This window comes from Streptomyces sp. NPDC091371 (assembly GCF_040684275.1).
GTDB lineage: Bacteria > Actinomycetota > Actinomycetes > Streptomycetales > Streptomycetaceae > Streptomyces.
This window is the reverse complement of sequence record NZ_JBFBFP010000054.1, coordinates 28,281-48,492: the sequence shown is the minus strand read 5'-3', so window position 1 is coordinate 48,492 and position 20,212 is coordinate 28,281. Positions and strand designations below refer to the sequence as shown.

The window sequence follows — 20,212 nt, the reverse complement described above, 5'->3', positions numbered from 1 at the left end:
AGCAGCACGCAGATGCCGGCGTCGATACCGATCGGGAACACCAGGGAGAAGCTGCCGAAGCCCTTCTGCAACGCCAGGGCCCGCACCGCGGAGTACGACCCCGCGAAACCGATCCCCGCGATGACCACGGCACCGGCCACCACGACACCGATCAATATCCGGTGCGTACGAGTCAGCTGCATGAGAAGACGTACACCTCCCGATCAGGGCTCTTGCTGCCGGTCACGATCTCATCCAGAGGTGACCGAAGGTCCGGAAACAGACTGGAGATCAAAAACTCAACCGCTGCACGGGCGCACCACGCACGGATCAGGTAGTCCGAGCGGCGCGAGAGCGGAGGCCGGAAGGGCAGGGCAAGTACGGCCCGAAGGACAACGGAGGCCAGCTCACCAGCCCGGAGGCACAGACCGAGTCCGACCTGCACAACGGCTTCCCTATCCTGGACGGTGGTCTGATCGGCTTGGCGTCCCCCAGGCCTGCGGACGGTCACGTCTCGTCCTGTACGTAGGCCGCCAGCTCAGGATGCTCCAGAAGGAGCTGCTGACGCAGAAGACGCACCTGGTCGGCGTCAGCAGCAGCCCGCCGCTCTGCTTCCATGCGCTCCTGTGCTGTCTGGGTTCGCAAGGCGTGCTCGGTGTACGCGTCGTCCACCATGCGCGTCCAGCGGATCGCCTGTCGCAGGCGTCCTGCTTCGCCGCCAGCTTCAGCCTCGTCAGCCAGGGCTGCGGTCGCAAGCCTCGCCGCACCGACCTCGGCGCGGGACTGGCACTGCCAGCACAGTCCGTCATCAGGCTTGGATCCCTTGCCCGCTGCAGTGCAGCCGGAGCCCGCGCATTCCCACCACTGCGCCGCCGGGGCCTTGGCCCAGTCAGCGGACTTCTCACCCCGGCGGCGGTCCACGGAACGCTGCTCGCACTTGGGACACGCATCCCCAAGGTGCAAGGTCACCCCGTCCTCGCACATCGGGTCCGGGCAATCCACCGACGGGCGCACCAGCGCCACCGCGACGCCGACCGGGGAGCAGAGGTCGCCATCGGCAAGGGCCCGGGCGTAGCCGTGGGTCCACCATCGCCGTTGGACCCGCTCCACGAGTTGGTCGGCGGTGCGTCCACCGTCGAGGCCTTGAAGGATGGCATCGCGCAGTACGCGTGGCCGGTGAGCGGGCAAGAGGGCCGCGAGGCCGGCAGGCCAGCCCGCATCAACCGTCCGCAACGCATCGGCGTGCCGATCTGGCGCACTACTGAGAGCCGCTTGCGCCGAGTCGGCCGTCCGGGCGGGCGCGTCGGAGCCCGGGGACGCGGCAGTGACGCCGGTGTTGTGCGCGCTTGTACCTGCAGGGGCCCTGCGGGCGTCATCGGCGCTACGCGCCGCAGGCGCTGTCGGGGTTTGTGTTTCGGGGAGGGTTACCGGAGAGGGTTGGGGGACTGTGAGTCCCCCTTGCGGGGACAGACAGTCCCCCCTTCCCCGGGACTCGGAGTCCCCCCTTGCGGGCGATTCAGCCGGGTTTGGGGGGAGGGACTGACAGTCCCCTCTCCTTCCCCGTGGCTTTCCCTTGTCGCTGCGCTGCGTCCGGGGCGGGGCCGGCGCCAGTGGTCCCCGGTTGGCTCCTGAAAGTGGTGGCAAGCCCCGATGCGCCCGATCTCCGTTCACCCGAGCCAGGCGCTCCGGTCCGTACCAGGATGCGGGGATCTGCAGGTCGTAGACCTTGGGGCGGGCATGCGCCGGGATGTAGCGGGCGGCATCCTGGTCCCCCAAGGCGATCACTCCCTGCTCCACCAGACAGGCCAGCCGCCGCTGCACCGTCTTCACATCACACAGTGCAATGCGGGCCAAAGTACGGCGTGACGGGAAGGCATTACAGCCATCCGCATCAGCCTTCTCCGCCAGACCCGCAAGCAGCATCCGGTCCGTCGTACTGACCACCGGACTGTCATGAAGGGCCCACAGGATAGGTTCAAGCGCCACGGCCCACCCCCGCACAGCGGAAGAACCCAGTGGCGTCAGTCCAAGCGCCGCGTGGCGCGGCGACGGTGAATACGCGTACGCTCATGACAAAGCGCACCTCCAGTTCAAGCAGCTAGGTGCTCTTCCTCGCCCAGGCGGACCAGGCCCAGACGAGGACGTGCGAGCCCCGCCATGATGGCGGGGCTCGTGCAGTTGGCTAGGGCGGTCACGCCCCACGAAACAGCGGTGACCTCACCGCTGCGACCACCGGTACACACCCTGCGGGATCACAACTCCGCTACCTGCAGGCCAGTGAGTCACCGGTGAACCTGCAGCCTGCTAGGGCAGGCCGCCGGCCAGCGTCAGGTTGTCGTAGTGCAGCTCCAAGCGGTCGGCGGCGCCCACCACACGCAGCACTTCCAACACTCGTCCTTCCCGGTCCCGCACCACGCGTTCGATACGCAACACCGGCACTCTCTCCCCGATACAGAGCTCTGCAGCCTCCTCCCGCGTCGGCAGCCTCGCCGTGACCTTCTCATCCGCGGACGCCGGATCCAGCCCGCCAACCGTCAGCGCGGCCAGCACGCCGCCGACCACCTTGCCCGGCTCGCCCAGACCGGCAGCATCCGCCACATCAGCCGGGTAGAACGCCTCCAGCAACTGGACGACATCACCGTCGATCAGGGCATGCCTGCGACGACGTACAACGAACTGCCCAGGCTCGAGACCGAGCACGACTGCGACATCGCCGGGAACAGGGACACGCTCAACAGTCAGCGGCATGACACGGCCGCCCAGGCCCACGGCAGCCGCTGCTGTCTCCCACGGACCCCTGTCACCGCCCGGTCGCATCACCGCACCGTAACGGCTCAGCGGCACACGGACCGGAACGCGACTGCGGACTACCGTCCCCACCCGCGGCTTGCGCACAACCAGGCCCAGCTCGACAAGCTCCCGATACGCCCGCTCCACCGACGGCTTCGACTCCCCCGCCGCAAGCAACTCCACCGTCGTCGGCATCTTCCCACCCACCGGAAACTCGCCCGATTCGATACGCGCCGCCAACCGATCCGCCAACTCCCGCCAACGCTGCAACGGCATCCCCGACACACCCCATTTCTCTAACGCGGTATCAACCACTACACCACAACAACCATGGTTGATGAGGGTTGTTGGCCTAGTCTGCCCCCAACGGGTGGTGACTCGCTCGCCCTTGACCACGCAAAGAAACCCCGAAGAGGCGTTCTGAGCCTCGACAACAGGCACGGCGGACTCTTGATCACCGAGGTCGTTCGTTCGGCAACCACGCTGGGTTGCCGGCAGCTGGGCGCTATCTTGCCGCGCACGAAGAGCACGTTCTGCCGCTGCGGTCGGGGGACCGAAGTGACCGAGCTGGAGATCATCGATGCCGAACTCATCGACGACATAGCCGTGATGCCCTCGGCCGCGGAGGCCACCAAGGGGCCGCGGTACCTGGTCACCCAGCACATAGTGCTCGGCCCCGGGAGCACCCGCCTCAGCAGAGCACGGCTACGGCCCTCACCTTCCGAACCGAGGAGATGAGGGCCGTAGTGACCCTTTCAGCCGCCGAGTCAGTCAGGGCCGACGACTCCTGTCAGTGCCGTACGGCAAGCTGGTCGGCGTGGGTGCCCTCCTCGGTTAGGACGAGGAGGGCACCCACGCGGAGACTAGCGGCTGCTGCCTGCATACGAGGCGAACGCTGACCACGCTGCGGCGGTAAAGCCGAGAACGGGCGCGCCGGGCTCCGCGTTGCGCTTGGAGTCCCGGACGTAAACCATAGTCGGCTGCGGGCACGCCTCAACGCACTGGTCGCTCGTCCCACCGCTGTACGAGGACTTGAACCATTGCCCATAGGGTCGCGGAGTGTTGGTGCTACTCATGCTGCTTCTCTACCTCTCGTGCTACTTGATCAATGAACACAGGGGTCTCGTGAACAGGCAGGGCGCCCTGAGCAAGGACATCGAAGCGTCGGATGAACTGCTTCACCGGCCGGTCTTTCGACAGGACACGGGTTTCACCAGCCACCGTCGTGCTCGCGACGACGGGACCAGGAAGTTCCTTCCGATCGAAATCAAGGATCTGGAACTCGCCGCTCAGCACTCGGTAGGCAGGAGCCTTTGCCGGGATGAACCGCAGGGTGACGTTCGGCAGCGCGGCAAGACGCTTGATCTCCTCGTACTGCGCCCTCATCACGTCTAGCCCACCGACCACATTGGTGAGTACTGACTGGTCCATGATGCAGATCAGTTCCATACCTTCGTCGGTGATCCGCTTCTTTCGGTTCATCCGAACCTTTACGGCACTCTCGACGAACTCGGCCGTGCGGTCATCCGCGATCCGCGCGCCTTCAATCAGCGCCTCGGCGTAGTCCTCCGTCTGGAACAGCCCGTTCACGACCATCGGGGTCCACACGTGGACACGGCGCGCGCCGGACTCGAAAGCCAAGAACGTGCTCAGGCCAGAGGGCAGAACCGACCCAATCGGGGCCCACCAGTCTTCCCGCTTCGCATTCTTGTACCAGTCGGTGAGTACCGCGGCGTCCTGGCGGCTGACGCCGTAGGCGTCGCGGAGCAATTTGGTGAATTGTTCTATGCGCTGGAAGCCGGACGTACCGCTCTCGACTCGGCTGATGGCCGATGGCGCGCAGCCAGCCTTCTTCGCCGCCTGGTCGCCCGTCAACCCGGCTTGCTCACGTAGACGGGTGAGTTCTGCTCCGAGGGTGATCCTCAGGAACGTGGCTCGTACGTTCGCCGCCATACGCCTCGCCTCCTCTCCGGTTCAGACCGTCCGAGCCTCGGCCTCGATGGTCGCAGCTTCGGTTCGCGTTGCAGGACCACCGGTACGCCGCTGCCGACCGCCGGTACGCCCTCTCTGAGCATCGGTTCGCCTCATGCATATACCAATCCACTTCCGGGAGCAATTGCTCTGAGAGTTCTGATTGCACTTCAACTCGGTTAGGTAGGACGGTAGTCGAGTCGCTTGGGAGCTGGTGGCAGCGCCTCGCAACCCAGCTCCTGGGCGACCTTCCACGCCCCTGCCCTGCTGGACGGAGCACGCCGTGACGGCCTTCACCGAGTTGCAGCCCGACGACTGGATGGACCGGGACAGCACTGTCCGGCGCGAGTGGACGAGCCTGGGCCAGCGACCGGTCAGGCAAGCCGATCCGCTGGCGCGACTGTTGGGCTTTCGCACGGACGGGGTACGCGCCGCTGGCGAGGTTGCCCGGCAGAACGGCCGGATGCTCAAGGTCGTCCGCTACGTGCAGGCGCCCGAATGTGAGGCGGATGCTCAGTTCGAAGCTTTGGAACTCGTGGCCCGGTCCCGGCACTGGCTGGTGCGGGACGAGCTGTGCCTGGACTCGGCCGGGCCCGCGCTTCTGGAGTACAGGCCGGGCCTGTCGGCCGCGCGGCGCCTGTTGCGCGCCGGCTTTGCGGACGGGCTCGTGGCGCCGACCTACGAGCACATCAGCCCGAATCTGCAGGAGTACGAACGCTTCCTCAAGGACATGGCCGGACGCGGTTGGTTCGTGGCACTGGGGCGGTCGGAGACAGGCCGGTGAGCGGCTTATGGACATGGGTGGACCGGCAGCGGTGGGCGGATCGGCGGTACGGAGTGGGCTGGCGGCAGTGGATCTTGCAGGCACTGATCGTGCTGATCGTGCTCGGGCTGATGAGCGCGTACTGGTACGCAACGGAGACAGGAGACGACCGTGGAGCACAGCAGAGCGGCGGAGCCGATCGGAGTGCCGGTACGCACGCCGCAGCAGGATCTGAAGCACAGCAGGCGCGAGGAGGAACAGGAGCCGACCTGCTCGGACCTGTCCACCGATGCGGGCCGCGACTACCCCTCGGCGATCGACGTGGGTGAGGCTCGCCTGTCTCGTCGCGGAGGTGGGGTGTGAACACGCTGCCGACCCGGACAAACAGCCTTGCCCTCTCCCGCCGAGTGCCGGCCAACCCGCGGGAGGCTCTACGCAAGCGCATGGACTGGGACCGCTTCTACTCCAACCCTGACCCGCAGCAGAACCTGCCCTTCACAAAGCTGGAGCTGGCGGGCATCCGGCGGCACGTCCTGGGCGCTGGGATGACGACTGCTGTGGACGTGGGCAGCGGCTGGGGCGTGCTGACGACAGCGCTGGCACGCGAGGGCCTGCGCACAACCGGCTACGACTGGTCGCCGGTCGCGATAGAACGGGCCCGCCAGTTCTGGCCTTCCGAAAAGCGGCTCTCGTTCGAAGTCCACGACTTCCTGACAGGCAACGCACCACGGGCGCTGTCGCCGGGCAGCGTGGATGTTCTGGCATGCCGGCTGGTGCTGCCGTACCTGGACGTCCACCACTTCATGACCGACGCCCGCCGCTGGGTGAAGCCCCGCACCGGGGTGGTCTACGTAGTGGTGCAGGTGTGGGAGAAGCAGGAGCCCGGCTTCTCCCGCGGCTACCCGGACACGGTCATTGAGCAGCTGCGTGAGGGCTGGCTGCACACCGAGCGCTGGGACTTGGACTGGTCTGCCGAGTTCACGGCGCTGGCCCTGACCGGGCCGATGGGCTACTGACACGGCTCCCGTTCCATGCCTGTGGTCCAAGAAGGGCGATCGAGCTTCCCACACCGTCAGCCTCAGCAGGCCCGTGCTGTGGGAATGGCCAAGAAACACCCGCGCGGATGAGCAGCCCGATTACGCCTCCCCCGCGCGGTCTTGGCACGCACAACCAGTCAAGCAACATCACAACACAGAACAGGAGTTGGCATGGCCAGCAACCCCAACCCGGGCACGACACAGGCCCATCCGCAGACGACGACGGAGGGCGCCTTCGACCTGGATGTCGCCTTGGTCGAGCTGGGTGACCCCGGCGGCCTTCGCACCCTGACCGACGACAACTGCGGGTCGACCTGCGGCGCCTGCACGACCGGCGTCCACTGACCCATCGGCTCCACCCCGGCCGGTGTCGCCCAGCCCGCATGGCGCGGCGGCACCGGCCGTCCCCGACAGCCCAGACGCTTCATGGAGGTACAGGTGGCCCGCCCGGCATTCCGTTCCGGTCGAACGGCGCTGGTGCGCGCCGTGGCGTCCCCGACCCCGCCGCTGTTGCCGTGCCCCGACCTGTCCGACCGCGCCCCAGGTGCTGGCGCCGGCCATATCTCCTGGCTGCGCGCGGTCCGCGGAACGGGCACCGGGCGAGGGATATGGCATGCCAGCCCGGCGCTGGCACGGCAGATCGACGACCTCCTTGCCGATGAATGGCCCCACCCGCGTGATGTGCGACGTGCGGCGCTCTCGGTGGCCCGGTACGTGCTTCGGGCGCACGGCCGGCCCACGCCCTTCGGGCATTTTGCCGGTGTCACCACAGCGACGCTCGACGGACCGACCCGCGCGGACTGGGGTCTCCACCACATCCCCGTGGCCGGTGCCTCCGCGGAGTGGCTTGAGCAGATTGCTGCCCGGCTGGAGGCTGTTCCCGCGCTGCTGGAGCGGCTGCCCGTGGTCACCAATACGACCCTCACCGAACGCGGGGGCCGCATCGTCGTCCCGTACCAGGCCGATGCGGAAGACGGGCGGCAGCGTGCCGTCGAAGCATCGGTACGCCTGACCGGCCCGGTGTCCGCCGCACTCATGGCCGCCCGAACGCCCACCGCGGTCGGGGACGTGATCGCGCAGGTACTGGCCGTGTTTCCCGAGGCGGGAAGGGCAACGGTCGACACGTTCGTGCGGGAGCTGATCAGGGTCCGCGTGCTGATCACGTCTCTGCGCGCGCCGAGCACCGAGACCGACGCACTCGGCTACCTGCTGGACCGGCTCGACGCGGTGGGAGCCCCGGCGGTCGCCGACGTCTCCGAGATGATTGCCGAGCTCCGGGCGGTCCACGCCGGCCTGCAGGATGTCCGTGGGCACGAGCGCGCGGGTGCGCGGATGCGCACCCTGACTCCGGGCCTCCGCCGCCACCCGATCGCCGTGGACACCCGGCTGAACGCAGCGGTCACGCTGCCGCCCATGGTCGCGCGCGAGGCGGAACAGGCCGCCCTCCTCTTGGCCCGGGTCAGCAGCGCCCCGTTCGGGACGGCGGCCTGGAAGCGGTTCCACATGCGGTTTTACGAGCGTTTCGGCATCGGGTCGATGGTGCCGGTCCTTGACGTGGTCGCCGACAGCGGCATCGGCTACCCCGACGGGTATCCGGGTTCCCGCTCTGAGGAGCACAAGCCGCGGGTGTCGGACCGCGACAGGGTGCTGCTTCGGCTGGCGCAGCGCGCTGCGCTCGACGGCAGCCGGGAAGTACTCCTCGACGAGAACGCAGTCGACGCCCTGACGGTGAGCAGCGAGGCGGTGCGGCTCCCGCCGCACGTTGAAATTGGGTTCCGTCTGCGGGCGAACACTCCTGATGCGCTGGACCGGGGTGACTTCTGCCTGGAAGTGGTCAGCGTCTCCCGGGGCGCCGGGGTCGGGACGGGCCGGTTCCTGGCGGTCCTCGATGCCGACCAGCGCGCGGCGCTGATCAACGACCTGTGCGACCTGCCCGCCGCCGACTCCAACACGGTGGCCGTGCAGTTGTCGTTCCCGCCCCTCCTGGCGGAGAGTGCCCACGTGACCCGGACGCCGCGCGTGCTGCCCGCGGTGGTCAGCCTGGCCGAGCACCGCCTCCCGGCCGACAACGTGCTGACCGTTGACGACCTGGCGGTGGGCTGCGACGGCCGTCGGATGTACCTCGCGGCCCCCGGCCGTGGCCACCGCGTGGAGGCCGTCGGGATGCACGCGCTGAACCTCGACACCCACACCCCTCCTCTGGCACGGTTCCTCACCGAGTTGAGCCGGGCCCAATGTGCGCAGGTCACCGTGTTCGACTGGGGGGCCGCCTCCCAACTTCCCTACCTGCCCCGTCTCCGCTACGGCCGGATCATCCTCGCGTCGGCTCGCTGGCGGCTGGAAGCCGACGAACTGCCGGACGCGGCCTGCCCGTGGGCGGACTGGGACGCCGCGTTCGGTACCTGGCGCGCTGCCCGCCGGCTGCCTCTGGCCGTGCACGTGGGCGAGGGCGACCGGCTGCTGCCGCTCGACCTCACGGTCCCCGCGCACCGGGCGCTGCTCCGCGAAGATCTGGACCGCGCCGGTGGGGTCACGATCACCGAAGCGCCGCCCGCAGCCGAGCTGGGGTGGTGCGGCGGCCGGGCCCACGAGGTCGTCGTCCCGCTCAAGGCCACCCACCAGCCGGCCTGGCCCCACCTGCCCAAGCCCACCCCCGCCCGGACCGTCCGCCGGGACCTGGTTCACACCCCGGCCGCCTCTCCGGTCCTTCTGGCCAGTCTGTACGGGGACATCCGCCGCCAGGACACCCTCCTCGGGACGCACCTGCCGGACCTCCTCGACCGGCTCGGGGCCCCGCCTTGGTGGTTCGTACGGTTCCGCGATCCCGACCAGCACCTACGGCTGCGGTTCGCCCTGCCCACCCCGGATGCCTTCACCGCCACGGCACGCACGGTGAGCACGTGGGCGAACGAACTGCGACGCGCCGGCCTGCTGGCGGACCTGCGTTACGTCACCTCCTACCCGGAGATGGGCCGCTGGGGTGAAGGGGCAGCCTGGGACTCGGCCGAAGACGTCTTCCGCGCCGATTCCCGCGCGGTCCTCGCCCAACTCGGCCGCGCGCCCCGCCCATCCCACCGGGCGCTGGTCGCCGCGCATTCGGTGGCCATCGCCTCCGCCTTCCTCGGCGGTACGGAGGCGGCGATGGCGTGGCTGGTCAACCACATCCCGCCATCGCCCCCGACACGGGTGTCCCGCCCGGAGTTCAGCGAGGCTGTACGGCTCGCCGACCCGAGCAGGGACTGGGCAGCGCTGCGTTCCGTCCCCGGGGGCAACGCGGTCGTCGAGGCATGGAGCGACCGGAACGAGGCCCTGGCCGCCTACCGGCTTCACCAGTCCAGCCCCCAAACCCGGGGCATCGACGCCGACGACGTGCTGACCTCGCTGCTCCACGTCCACTTCGTGCGCGCAGTCGCCGTGGACTTCCCCGAAGAGGCCATCTGCCTCTACCTCACGCGGGCTGCCGCACTCGCCTGGACCGCAAGGAGGTCCCGCTGATGCCCCACGCCGCGCTCAGGCTCGTCGACGAGATCGCCGACCGGCTGGCCTACCCGGACACCGCCCCCGGCGCGACGGCGGCCACCGACTGGCGTCGGCAGTCCCTCGGCCATGGTCTGCCCGGCATCGCCCTGCTGCACGTCGAACGGGCCGCCGCCGGCCTCGGGCCGTGGGACCGCGCGCACGCCTGGCTGTCCGCCGCGACCCGGGAACCGCTGACCAGTGGGCCTGACAGTCACCCCTTCTACGGGGCGCCCGCCCTCGCCCACACACTGGCGTGCGCCGGCGATCACCTTCCCGGTTCCTACCGGGCCGCCCTCGACGCCTTGGACCAGCAGATGGCCGCGGACGCCCGGCGCCGCCTGGCCGCCGCCGAGCAGCGCATGGCGGCCGGGCAACTGCCCGCCCTCGCCGAGTTCGACGCCATCCGCGGCCTCACCGGCTATGGCGCCTACCTGCTCCGCAGGCGCCCAAACTGCGACACCGTCCGCGCGATCCTCGACTACCTCGTCGAGCTCACCCAGCCACTCGACCGCCACGGCGAGACCGTGCCCGGCTGGTGGACCGCGTCCGGACCCTCCGGCCGAACCGACAGCCGTTACCCCGACGGCCACGCCAACACCGGCGTAGCCCACGGCATCGGTGGCGTCCTCGCCTTCCTCTCGCTCGCCGCACACCGAGGGACCATGGCTGGCGGGCATCGGGAGGCGATCCGCAGCATCCTGGCCTGGCTGGACCGCTGGCGGGTCGACACCGCCCGCGGACCGGTCTGGCCGTACTGGGTGACCCTGCCCGCACTCCGCACCGGTCACCTGCCCGTGGGGCCGCAACGCCCGTCCTGGTGCTACGGCACCGCCGGATTGGCCCGCGCCCAGCAGCTCGCCGGAATCGCCCTCGGCGACCGGACACGGCAACTCGCCGCCGAAAACGATCTCCTGTCCGCACTGACCGATCCGAATCAGCTCGGCACGACCACCGACAGCGGCCTGTGCCACGGCTTCGCGGGGCTGGCCCACATCGCCGCCCGCGCCGCAGACGACGCCCTTCCGGCCACCACCGGCCAAATCCGGGCCGTCCTTCCCTCGATCCTGGCCGCAGTGCACCCTCCGGGGAGCGACGCGGCAGCCGCAGCTACCGAACTCCTCCACACACCGGAACCCGACCCTGGGCTCCTCGACGGCGCGGCCGGCATCGGCCTCGCCCTCCTGGCCCCGGCCACCAGCACCCCGCCCCGAACCTCCTGGGACGCCTGCCTCCTCATCGCCTGACCGCCAGGCCACACCCACCAGACAAGCCGCCTCCCCCTCCCTCCGAAGGACGCCACCCCATGCCGGATATCTGGCACCAGTTCAACGTCACCTTCACCGACAGAGCCACCGCTCTGCGGGCGATCCCCCACACGCTCGGCCCCGCCCTGGTCGAAGCCGAGGAACGCGGCGAGATCACCGCCTGGTGGTTCATGAACAAGCAGCCGTGGAAGTTGCGTGTACGGGCCGATGGCCCAGGTACCCCAAAACTGTGGGAAGCCCTCAGCAACCTGGTCCAGGCCGGGCAAGTCCAGCAGTGGATTCCCACCATCTACGAGCCCGAAACGGCTGCCTTCGGGGGAGCCGAGGCCATGGACGTAGCGCACGACCTGTTCCACGCCGACAGCCGACACCTGCTGACCTACCCCGTCCAGGCCGGACACCTCGGCCGGCGGGAGACCGCCGTGCTCCTCGTCAGCGCCATGATGCGCGCCGCCGGCCTCGACTGGTACGAACAGGGCGACGTGTGGGACAAGATCGCCCAGGAACGCTCCGTGCCTCCCGTCCTTGCGCCCGAGCTGGACGAGTCGATGCGGCACCTGCTCACCATCGACGCTGCCAGCCTCTGCCGGGAGGACGGCCCGCTTTACGGCCATGCGGACTGGGTGCGCGCCTTCGCGCGCGCTGGGACCGCCCTCGCCATCCTCAACCGCGACGGAGCTCTCCGCCGAGGGCTACGCGCTGTCCTCGCGCACCACGTGATCTTCCACTGCAACCGGGCCGGCCTCCCTCTGGAGGACCAGAGCGCCCTGTCCAACCTCGCCCGAAAGGTCATCATGGGAACGAGTGACATCCCCGCGTCCGATCCAGGCAACGCCCCTGCCGCCGATAGCGTCGGCGCGGTGAACACCGACACGCTCACCACCCCCAACCCCGCCGCGGAACAGCTCCGCAACGCCCTGGTCGACCAGATCCTCCAGGAAGGCCACGCCTCCACAACCGGCGTCGAGGCCGCACTTCGCACCGTGCCCCGGCACCTGTTCGTGCCCAACGCCTCACTGGAGGAGGCGTACGCCAACCAACCGGTACACGTGAAGTACGACACCGACGGCACATCCCTCTCCTGCGCCTCGCAGCCCGCCGTCGTCGCGCTCATGCTCGACCAGCTCGATGCCCAGCCAGGCGAGCGGATCCTCGAACTCGGCGCCGGCACCGGCTACAACGCCGCTCTCATCGCCCACCTCGTAGGGCCGGACGGGCACGTCACCACCATCGACGTCGACGACGACCTCGTCGAGGGCGCCCGCGAACACCTCACCGCGGCCGGCTTCACCAACGTCGAGGCCTTGACCCGTGACGGCGCCATCGGCTACGCCTCCGGTGCCCCGTACGACCGGATCATCGCCACCGTCGGCGCCCACGGCGTACCGCACGCCTGGCTCGACCAGCTCGCCCCCGAGGGCCGACTCGTCGTCCCCCAACGGCTCAAGGGCAGCGTCTCCCGCTCGATCGTCTACGAGCGCCGCGACGACAAGTGGGTATCCCTCACCAGCGAGATGAACACATTCATGCCGCTGCGGCGCGGCATCGCCGACGACGACCGGCGCGTCATCCCCCTCAGCACGGACGGCACCGTCCGCCTCCAGGCACCCGCGGGAACACCCATCGACACCGAGGCCCTGACTGGCGTGCTCGACCAGCCCCGCACCGAGGAGTGGACCGGGATGACCGTCCGCGCCATGGAGTCACCGGAATGGATGGAGTTGTTCGTCTCCTGCTCCCTGGATTCCGGCTTGATCCGAATGCTGTTCCCGCAATCCTCCAAGGGGACCGTGCTCACCGAAGACCCCTACCCGTCCTCCACGGCTTCCGTCGACAAGGGCGCGCTGGCCTACCTCGCCCGTCGCCTGTCGGACCAGACCACCCCCGAGGGCGGCAAGCTGTGGGAATTCGGTGTCATCGGCCACGGCCCCGGCAGTGACGAACTCGTCGCCAAGGTCGCCGACGCCATCCGGATCTGGGACCGCGACTTCCGCGGCAGGGATGCCAAGTTCGAGCTCCGAGCATTCGATGCCCCCGCCCCCGAGGAGCGCCGCGGCCGGTTCACCATCGACACTCCCCTGAACCGAATCGTCGTCGACTGGCAGTGATCACGCGCCCGTGACTGCGGTGCCCGCCCCCTTCGGCGGGCACCGCACGGCCGGCACCACTTCCCGGAGATGTCCATGGACCCACACGGCCAGATCGCCCGCCGCTTCCCGCTCGTCGCCCGATTCCGCCCCGCCTGCCTCCCGCTCCACGACCGCGTTCAGGCCCTCGTCGCGCTCGCCGGCACCGCCGCGACCACCACCGACCAGGGCCTCGCCTCAGCGGTCTACAACCAGGCCGCCCTCATCGCCTCCGACCTCGACCTCCCCGATCTCGCCCGCGCGATGTGCCACCAACACGCGGCCGCCTACCTCCACGCCGCACCGCTCCCCGCCATGACCGCGATCCGCGCCCTGGAACCCGTGGTCAACCTCGCCCGCCTGCAGATCCGCGCAGGACACGCCGACCACGGGCGCGAGCGCCTCCTGCGACTGTCCGCCGCCATCAGCAACAGCACCGCCGAGCAGTTCGACGACGTCCACATCCCGGCGGACCTCACCCAGACCGCCGCCGGCCGGCAGGAGGTCCGCGCCTGGTTGTGGCGGGTACTCCTCGCCGACGGCGCCCGGACACTCACCTCCGCTGGCCGGTGGACCGAAGCCCTCGCCCACACCAAAGAGCACCGAGGAATCGGCAAGCGCATGTTCGACGGCAGGCAGATCGCCGTCGTCGCAGCCCTCACCAACAAGGACACTGCACGCGCCGCCGAGCTCATCGCCGACACCGCCGTAGGCGACCCGTGGGAACAGGCCGTCACCGCCTGCCTAAACGCCCTGCTGCGGCGTTCCATCGGGCGGCCGGTCGACGATCAGGCGAACCAGCTCGAGTCCGCGTTCCTCGCCGTGCCCGCGGCACGCGGGATGACCGTCTTCGAGATTCGCCTCGGTCTCACTGCCCTGGACGCCATCGGGTCAGACACCCACCCGGCTGCCGGACGCATTGCCAACGCTCTACACCGCCGCGTCCTCGCGGCGAATGACGGCGCCGCTGCCAGGGAGGTCATGGCGAACCTGCTCTTCAGCGCTCTCGCCACCCCAAGCCAGGCACAGAGCTGCCGCGACCTGGTCAAGGCCTGCGGCCTGGGCTCCGGCTCTCTCCCCAGCCAACTCCGTCACGCCCTGCAAACGGCACTCCAGCTCGGCGACCGCGTGATCCGAGACAGCCTCACCCCCGCCTGCAACAGGAGAACTCCCGCACCCCGGAACAGCCCCTCTACCACGGAAGTGCCGTCGCCACCCCCTCCTGATGGCCACGCAGAGAATCTCCCCCGCGGCACCCGGTACAGCAGGTCAAACGGGGCAGACATGACGGTGGCGGATGGGGCGCGGGGCAGCGCCAGGGGGGCGCGCGAAGGTTCTTGTGCGCCGGATTAGTGCGGGTTGCAAATAGTTGCTGTCGGGGTTGCCGGGTGGCGGTTCTGCTGGTTTCGAGTGGTTCCTTGACTTGAAGGTGCATTGCAGTTCGGCCATTGTGCCGACGCCTTCGCATGAACGGTCTCGGGCTGCGACACAAGCGGGCATTCGAATGGTTTTCCTACTGAAAGAAGGGCCCTTGCGGGGGACGGTGACCGCGGCAGGGGCGGGCTAGTCTCTGCCTCGCCTGCAGGGACCGTGAAAATTTCACGGTCCCAGGAGCGATGGTTCTGTTCGACTGACCGGTCGGGCCGTCGCGTCTCGTCAGGCTGTCAGGTGTGCTGGTCAGTGAGGGAAGGGCAGTTCTATGACCGGGATGTTCACAAACGGTGTGTCGGCGGATTCGATTACCGGCGCGGTGTGGCAGAAGGCGTCCGCGAGCAACGCCTTCGATAACTGCGTGGAATTTGCACGGCTGGTGGATGGCGAGGTGGCGGTGAGGAACTCCCGGTTCCCGGGCGGTCCGGCTCTCGTGTTCACCCGGGATGAGGTTGTCGCGTTCCTTCACGGCGCCAAGGCGGGTGAGTTCGACGGCATGACTGTCTGAAACCGTATGGCCTAGGGTTGCCGCGATCGTTTGCAGACTTCACGATGTGCTCTGGCGGTTGATCGCCATCGTGAACGAGGAGCCGCTGGTGCCCGCACGGCATTTGGATGTGGTCGGCCGGGCCGATCTTCCGGAACCCCGGAGGTCGGCCCGGCCGACGAGTACGGTCCCCCTCCAACTCCTGGGCGGGCACCTGCGGACGCTGCGGAAGAGGGCCAAGCTGACGGGCCAGCAGGTCGCAGCGACCAAGGCGGTCAGTTCGCACACCGTGCTGAGCCGGATCGAGACCGGCAAGACCAACGTGGCCATCACGCGTCGGCTCATCCAAGGGCTGGTCGCCCTCTACGGCGTGACCGATCCCGACGACCTCAGACTGCTGTGGGAACGGTTCGACCAGGCCCAGGCGGACGACGCCGGCACGTGGTGGGCGCAGCAGGATGGTCTGGTCACCGGCCACTTCGCCGACTTGCTGCACATGGAGCCGCTTGCCGAGCGGATCACCGACTACCAGAACCAGTTCGTGAACGGGCTGCTGCAGGTGCCCGCCTACATGAACGCGGTACTGGGCCACGCCGGCCTGTCCCCCGAGGAACGCACCCGCATCGACCGGCGTCGGCGGCTGCGCCAGGAGCGGCAGCGCCTGCTGGAGTCGAAGTCGTCCCTGCTGTACACGGCGATCATCGACGAGGCGGTCTTGCACCGGCCCGTCGGCGGCCGTCCGGTGCTGCGCGAGCAGCTGCGGCACCTCCACAACCTCGCCGAGAACCGCGAGAACATCCACATCCGGATCTTCCCGACGTCAACGTGGGACCAGGCCCAGCCGCTGACATCCTCGCTGACCCTGCTCCAGTTCCCCAGGGAGAACGGGTCCGCAGACATGCTGTACGAGGAGAACGCCGCTCACGGCGGGTCCTGGCTTCAGTCGACGCGCATCGAGTCGGTGAAGGCCTCGCTGGAACAGCTGCGTGAGCATGCCCTGCCCAAGAAGGGGTCGATGGAGTTCCTGGAGCGGCTGATCGAGGGCCTGGTCGAGCGTTAGCGGGTCTGGGCGACGCCGCCGTATTCGGCCCAGTCGCGGGCGTAGGGGTGCAGGCCCGGGCGGGCGTCGGGGTGCCAGGTGGACACGTCGACGGGCTCGGGGTGCTCCTGGAGGTCCATCTGCGCGAAGAGGCGGGCGATCTCGCTGGTGGAGCGGACGCGTCCCCAGGTGGTGACGGTGCGCTGCATGAAGTTGGTGAGGTCTTCGCGCTGGGTGGCGTCGTCGCTGGCCAGGTGGGAGATGACGATGAAGCTGCCCCGGGGCAGGCGGGCGGCGACTTCGCTGACCAGGTTCCAGGGGTCGTCGGTGTCGTCGATGCAGTGCAGGACGGAGACGAACAGGGCGGCGACGGGCTCGTCGGCGGCGAGGAGTCGGCGCACGCGTGGGACGGTGAAGATGGTGTCGAGTCTGCGGATGTCGGCCTCGACGACGGCCGTGGTGAGGAGGTTCTCCTCCAGGACCATGCGGCCGTGGGCGCAGACCATCGGATCGTCGTCGATGTAGACGACGGAGGACGCGGGGTCGACGGCCTGGGCCACCTCGTGGACGTTGGGGCGCGAGGGCAGTCCCGCGCCGAAGTCAAGGAAGCGCCGTACGCCTCGCTCGCGCGCGAGGTAGCGCACGGCGCGGACGAGGAAGGCCCGGTTGGCCTGGGCGAGCTGCTCCATGGCGGGGGCGATGGCCAGGAGTTCGTGGCAAGCATGGCGGTCGGCGGCGTAGTTGTCCGTCCCGCCGATCAGGTAGTCGTACATGCGGGCGTAGCTGGGCCTGGTGACATCGATCATGGGGGTGGTCGGCTCCCGGGGGTGCCGGTCTGCCACGTCGCAGATCCGGCCGTCGAGTAGCGCCACATGCTAGGGGCTCTCGCTATCCGGGCACTAGGCCACGTACGGGTTACGGTGGCGTGCGCGGGGCAAATCAGCCTCCGTCTTTTCGAGCCCGCGCGCTCCCGGCCGTCCGGTATCCGGCTCCACACCCGGAGGAGCGCCGGGGCATGTATTCGTCGAATATGCCAGGAGAAATTCACGGGGCCTGGGACAGTGCGCGGAGCGCCGCCTGGTGGAGGGCGGAGAACGCGCTGGGGGAAATGCCCATGACATCGGCCGCGGTCTCGGGAGCTAGGCCGAGACGGTGGCGGAGGATGAGTGTGTCGGCCTGCGGGCAGGGCAGGGGCTCCGACAGCCGAGGCCGGCGCACGCGGGCCTCTACCGTGCCAGTGAGCAGCTTCCAAACCGCCGCCGCCGGGGAAGCGCAGGTCAGCGTCTGGGACCAGCAGCGGGCAACGCCCGACAAGACGGCGTCGGCCACATCGGCCCCGCCGCCGGCACTGTGCAGGCGGGCGGCGGCGTAGCGGGCATAGAGCGGCCGGTACGTACGGCAGAACGCCTCGTAGGAGGCGTACGCGGCAGCGTCGGAGGGCGCTCCGGCGGGGAGGGGCGCAGGCGCGAAACGGGTGCGGGTCGGGCAAGCGGCGTGCGGGAAGGCCGGGTCGGGCATCAGTACCCCAGGCAGTCACATCTGCGGAATCATGGCCGGTGGGCATTGGCCGGAACGGGTCCCTCCGAACAGGGCAATCGGCGCTGTCCGGAAGGGGGCGGGCAGGCCAGGGCCCGGCCGTGATTCCCGGCCGGGCCCACGCACCTCAGCTACGGCGGATACGCCAGTAGGACACGAAGCTCCGATCGGCGAGGATCGCCGGGGTCGCGGTCAGCATCAGCTCCGGCGGCGCGCTCCCCATCACCACGGCCGCCAGAGCGGCGGCGGTCAGCAACGAACCCCAACGTGCAACCACCGAAAGAATGCCGAGAATTCCCGTTTGAGCTGGCGGAGGGAACGGAATGGTAATGTCGGTCGACATCGGCATCAGCTCCGGGCTGATCCGGTGTCGAAATACGCGTTCAATCACGCGAATCTCCTAGCTTGTTCGTGTGAGCCGGCGCGTCGGGTCCCGAGGGGTGCCTCCCTCGGGACCTTTCTGCTGTCCGGAGCCGGAACGTAACCACGGGTTCACCGGGACGCCAAGCCATGCACCGCCGTGAAAACCGGGACCCCGCCCTCCGGTTCAAGTCGGCATAGGCCTCGAACTCACGTCCCGACATCCCACAAACGCACCGGATACGCCCCCGTTCACACCAGACCGATCAACAGCGTTCAAAGCAGCGATCCGGGCCACGAAAAGGATCATCCGAAACCCATCGCGCGGTTCACCCTCATGGAGTACACCTCCGCCGACAGCAGCCCTCGGATGCACACCCGGAGCAACAACCACACTCCGGCCCCCACTTGAGGAGGCACCCTCCGCCAGCCAAGCCCCAGCCAGGCAACCGACCTGACGGGGATTGCGCCGTCATGCCGTGTCCACCAGCCACTTCGCTTTCAGCGATCACGTGGATTGGCGTTCTCGTCTGCGGCAGCCGACGGCCAGTACCCCAGGAATCCCTCGGCGTTGACCCGGCCTAGCAGCTCCGTCGTCGCGCCCTCCCAGATGCGGGCGAGCGGGCGCCTCGCGACTTCGGAGGTCACGTACGGCGCGTAGAGGTCATCCCGGCACACCAACAGCAACCCTGCTGTCCGGCGAGCCGGCGGGCCACGTCGTCTTCCCAGTGGCCGAGGGGCCACCCACGATGATCAAGGTCCGGGAGGTCATGCGTCCAGTGTCCCAGCGGCCACTGCACCACCGGGCTGGCCGCCGACCGAATCCTGGACGGCTCTACCTCCACCGTCGCCTGCACCGCTGCCACGGGATAGCGCGGGTTCGCAATACCGCCTCCCCGCCAGTGCTGTAAGAGGGCATCTGATCTAGGTACTTGGTGTTTTGGGATGTTCTTGCGACTGGAGTGCGTAGCGCTCGTTGCCCGGGGTGTGACCCCTCGACGTGCGTATCGCAGTGACGTCTCCGATGCCCGCTGGGCGTTGATAGGGCCCCGTGTTCGTCGCCTGGCGGGCCGCCCGTTCCGGGCCTGGGGCGGCAGCGCGGGTACATGATCCGAGAGAGATCGTGAACGCGATCCTCTACGTCAACCGCACCGGTATCCCGTGGGAGTACCTGCCGCACGACTTCCCGCCGTTCAAGACCGTCTATGACTACTACGCCAAGTGGGAGGCGGACGGAACCACCGAGCGGGTCCATGATCTTCTGCGGGATCGAAGCCGCCGGGCAAACGCCCGAAGCGGGAAGCCGTCCGCGGCGGTGGTGGACGCGCAGAGCGTGAAGACCTCGAGCAATGTCGCCGAGGCCAGTCAGGGCATCGACGCCGGCAAGAAGATCAAAGGGCGCAAGCGCCACCTGACTACCGACACTCTCGGACTGGTCCTCACCGTCCTCGTCACCGCCGCTTCGGTCCACGACTCCGTCGGAGGCAAGCAGGCTCCGACCGAGTTGGCGGCGGCCCATCCGAGCGTGACCAAGGTATGGGCCGACGGCGGCTACCAGACCAGCGTCATCCAGCACGGCGCCGGCCTCGGGATCGACGTGGAGGTGGTGCAGCGACCGAAAGAGAAGGGCTTCCAGCCGCTGCCCAAAAGGTGGGTGATCGAGCGGACTTTTGGCTGGCTGATGCAGCACCGCCGCCTGGCTCGTGACTACGAAGCCCTGCCGCAGAGATCCCGGACGGTGATCCACTGGGCGATGGCTAACAAAATGAGCCGCGAACTCGCTGGAGAATCTGCACCAACCTGGCGAATCGAAACGGACATCTCGCCCACACTTGCGTGAACGTTGATCAGATGCCCTCTAAGAGGTCCTAACAGAAGCCGTTGATCATGTGACTTTCGGTTCGGTTGG

Annotated in this window: 18 protein-coding genes and 2 pseudogenes; 12 read left to right on the top strand and 8 right to left on the bottom strand. The window is 68.7% G+C overall.

The features are described from left to right. From AB0O21_RS35405 to AB0O21_RS35390, 4 genes and pseudogenes are all read right to left on the bottom strand, one after another. Positions 1-182, bottom strand: a 182-nt coding sequence (locus tag AB0O21_RS35405) for a DUF2637 domain-containing protein (RefSeq protein WP_365178422.1), incomplete at its 3' end; no start/stop codon positions are given. A gap of 304 nt (positions 183-486) precedes the next feature. Then, entirely contained in the window at positions 487-1,212 is a 726-nt protein-coding gene (locus AB0O21_RS35400) for a hypothetical protein (protein ID WP_365178428.1), read from the bottom strand. Between the two features lie 561 nt (positions 1,213-1,773). Next, a pseudogene (locus AB0O21_RS35395) lies at positions 1,774-1,923 on the bottom strand (helix-turn-helix domain-containing protein); the annotation flags it as partial. Between the two features lie 360 nt (positions 1,924-2,283). Next, positions 2,284-3,210 (bottom strand): GntR family transcriptional regulator, encoded by a 927-nt coding sequence (locus tag AB0O21_RS35390; protein WP_365178419.1) that lies wholly within the window; start codon positions 3,208-3,210, stop codon positions 2,284-2,286. 117 nt (positions 3,211-3,327) lie between these two features. Between AB0O21_RS35390 and AB0O21_RS35385 the strand changes: the two genes are divergently transcribed. Then, on the top strand, positions 3,328-3,507 hold the full coding sequence (locus AB0O21_RS35385) for a hypothetical protein (RefSeq protein WP_365178416.1): 180 nt from the start codon (positions 3,328-3,330) through the stop codon (positions 3,505-3,507). A 125-nt stretch (positions 3,508-3,632) separates the two neighbouring features. Here AB0O21_RS35385 and AB0O21_RS35380 read toward each other — a convergent pair whose 3' ends face one another. Together AB0O21_RS35380 and AB0O21_RS35375 are read right to left on the bottom strand one after the other, a co-directional pair. Further along, on the bottom strand, positions 3,633-3,845 hold the full coding sequence (locus AB0O21_RS35380) for a DUF397 domain-containing protein (protein WP_365178413.1): 213 nt from the start codon (positions 3,843-3,845) through the stop codon (positions 3,633-3,635). Then, positions 3,838-4,722, bottom strand: coding sequence for a helix-turn-helix transcriptional regulator (locus AB0O21_RS35375; protein WP_365178410.1), 885 nt, complete (start codon positions 4,720-4,722; stop codon positions 3,838-3,840). The genes AB0O21_RS35380 and AB0O21_RS35375 overlap by 8 nt, the downstream gene beginning before the upstream one ends. A gap of 301 nt (positions 4,723-5,023) precedes the next feature. Between AB0O21_RS35375 and AB0O21_RS35370 the strand changes: the two genes are divergently transcribed. The 10 genes from AB0O21_RS35370 (at position 5,024) to AB0O21_RS35325 (ending at position 16,428) form a co-directional block, all read left to right on the top strand. Continuing rightward, the gene (locus AB0O21_RS35370; protein WP_365178407.1) at positions 5,024-5,524 is read left to right on the top strand and encodes a hypothetical protein; all 501 of its coding nucleotides are present in this window, start codon (positions 5,024-5,026) and stop codon (positions 5,522-5,524) included. A 150-nt stretch (positions 5,525-5,674) separates the two neighbouring features. Further along, positions 5,675-5,866 carry a hypothetical protein gene (locus AB0O21_RS35365; RefSeq protein WP_365178404.1) on the top strand — a complete coding sequence of 64 codons (192 nt, stop codon included), beginning with the start codon at positions 5,675-5,677 and terminating at the stop codon, positions 5,864-5,866. Next, a complete protein-coding gene (locus AB0O21_RS35360; protein ID WP_365178401.1) occupies positions 5,863-6,519 on the top strand; it encodes a class I SAM-dependent methyltransferase in 657 nt (218 codons plus the stop codon). The genes AB0O21_RS35365 and AB0O21_RS35360 overlap by 4 nt, the downstream gene beginning before the upstream one ends. A gap of 192 nt (positions 6,520-6,711) precedes the next feature. Continuing rightward, positions 6,712-6,885, top strand: coding sequence for an FxLD family lanthipeptide (locus AB0O21_RS35355; RefSeq protein WP_365178398.1), 174 nt, complete (start codon positions 6,712-6,714; stop codon positions 6,883-6,885). A gap of 81 nt (positions 6,886-6,966) precedes the next feature. Further along, positions 6,967-10,035 carry a lantibiotic dehydratase gene (locus AB0O21_RS35350; RefSeq protein WP_365178395.1) on the top strand — a complete coding sequence of 1,023 codons (3,069 nt, stop codon included), beginning with the start codon at positions 6,967-6,969 and terminating at the stop codon, positions 10,033-10,035. After that, positions 10,035-11,303 (top strand): lanthionine synthetase C family protein, encoded by a 1,269-nt coding sequence (locus tag AB0O21_RS35345; RefSeq protein WP_365178392.1) that lies wholly within the window; start codon positions 10,035-10,037, stop codon positions 11,301-11,303. The genes AB0O21_RS35350 and AB0O21_RS35345 overlap by 1 nt, the downstream gene beginning before the upstream one ends. 59 nt (positions 11,304-11,362) lie before the next feature. Continuing rightward, positions 11,363-13,432 (top strand): methyltransferase, FxLD system, encoded by a 2,070-nt coding sequence (gene fxlM / locus AB0O21_RS35340; RefSeq protein ID WP_365178389.1) that lies wholly within the window; start codon positions 11,363-11,365, stop codon positions 13,430-13,432. A 75-nt stretch (positions 13,433-13,507) separates the two neighbouring features. Continuing rightward, complete coding sequence (locus AB0O21_RS35335; protein ID WP_365178386.1) at positions 13,508-14,803, top strand: hypothetical protein; 1,296 nt, start codon at positions 13,508-13,510, stop codon at positions 14,801-14,803. Between the two features lie 346 nt (positions 14,804-15,149). Beyond that, positions 15,150-15,389, top strand: a complete 240-nt coding sequence (locus AB0O21_RS35330; RefSeq protein WP_365178383.1) for a DUF397 domain-containing protein — start codon at positions 15,150-15,152, stop codon at positions 15,387-15,389. Between the two features lie 46 nt (positions 15,390-15,435). Further along, positions 15,436-16,428, top strand: a complete 993-nt coding sequence (locus tag AB0O21_RS35325) for a helix-turn-helix transcriptional regulator (protein WP_365178380.1) — start codon at positions 15,436-15,438, stop codon at positions 16,426-16,428. Here the strand turns inward: AB0O21_RS35325 and AB0O21_RS35320 are convergent. Further along, positions 16,425-17,213 carry an SAM-dependent methyltransferase gene (locus AB0O21_RS35320; protein ID WP_365178377.1) on the bottom strand — a complete coding sequence of 263 codons (789 nt, stop codon included), beginning with the start codon at positions 17,211-17,213 and terminating at the stop codon, positions 16,425-16,427. The two genes, AB0O21_RS35325 and AB0O21_RS35320, sit on opposite strands and share 4 nt — an antisense overlap. A gap of 857 nt (positions 17,214-18,070) precedes the next feature. Beyond that, positions 18,071-18,334 carry a hypothetical protein gene (locus AB0O21_RS35315; protein WP_365178375.1) on the bottom strand — a complete coding sequence of 88 codons (264 nt, stop codon included), beginning with the start codon at positions 18,332-18,334 and terminating at the stop codon, positions 18,071-18,073. A gap of 956 nt (positions 18,335-19,290) precedes the next feature. Here AB0O21_RS35315 and AB0O21_RS35310 point away from each other — a divergent pair. Further along, a pseudogene (locus AB0O21_RS35310) lies at positions 19,291-20,143 on the top strand (IS5 family transposase). Positions 20,144-20,212: the final 69 nt, after the last annotated feature.

Coding starts and splice junctions, on each gene's coding strand:
- AB0O21_RS35380 (WP_365178413.1), bottom strand. CDS start 3,845: ATGAGTAGCACCAACACTCCGCGACCCTATGGGCAATGGTTCAAGTCC.
- AB0O21_RS35375 (WP_365178410.1), bottom strand. CDS start 4,722: ATGGCGGCGAACGTACGAGCCACGTTCCTGAGGATCACCCTCGGAGCA.
- AB0O21_RS35355 (WP_365178398.1), top strand. CDS start 6,712: ATGGCCAGCAACCCCAACCCGGGCACGACACAGGCCCATCCGCAGACG.
- AB0O21_RS35350 (WP_365178395.1), top strand. CDS start 6,967: ATGGAGGTACAGGTGGCCCGCCCGGCATTCCGTTCCGGTCGAACGGCG.
- AB0O21_RS35345 (WP_365178392.1), top strand. CDS start 10,035: ATGCCCCACGCCGCGCTCAGGCTCGTCGACGAGATCGCCGACCGGCTG.
- fxlM (WP_365178389.1), top strand. CDS start 11,363: ATGCCGGATATCTGGCACCAGTTCAACGTCACCTTCACCGACAGAGCC.
- AB0O21_RS35335 (WP_365178386.1), top strand. CDS start 13,508: ATGGACCCACACGGCCAGATCGCCCGCCGCTTCCCGCTCGTCGCCCGA.
- AB0O21_RS35330 (WP_365178383.1), top strand. CDS start 15,150: ATGACCGGGATGTTCACAAACGGTGTGTCGGCGGATTCGATTACCGGC.
- AB0O21_RS35320 (WP_365178377.1), bottom strand. CDS start 17,213: ATGATCGATGTCACCAGGCCCAGCTACGCCCGCATGTACGACTACCTG.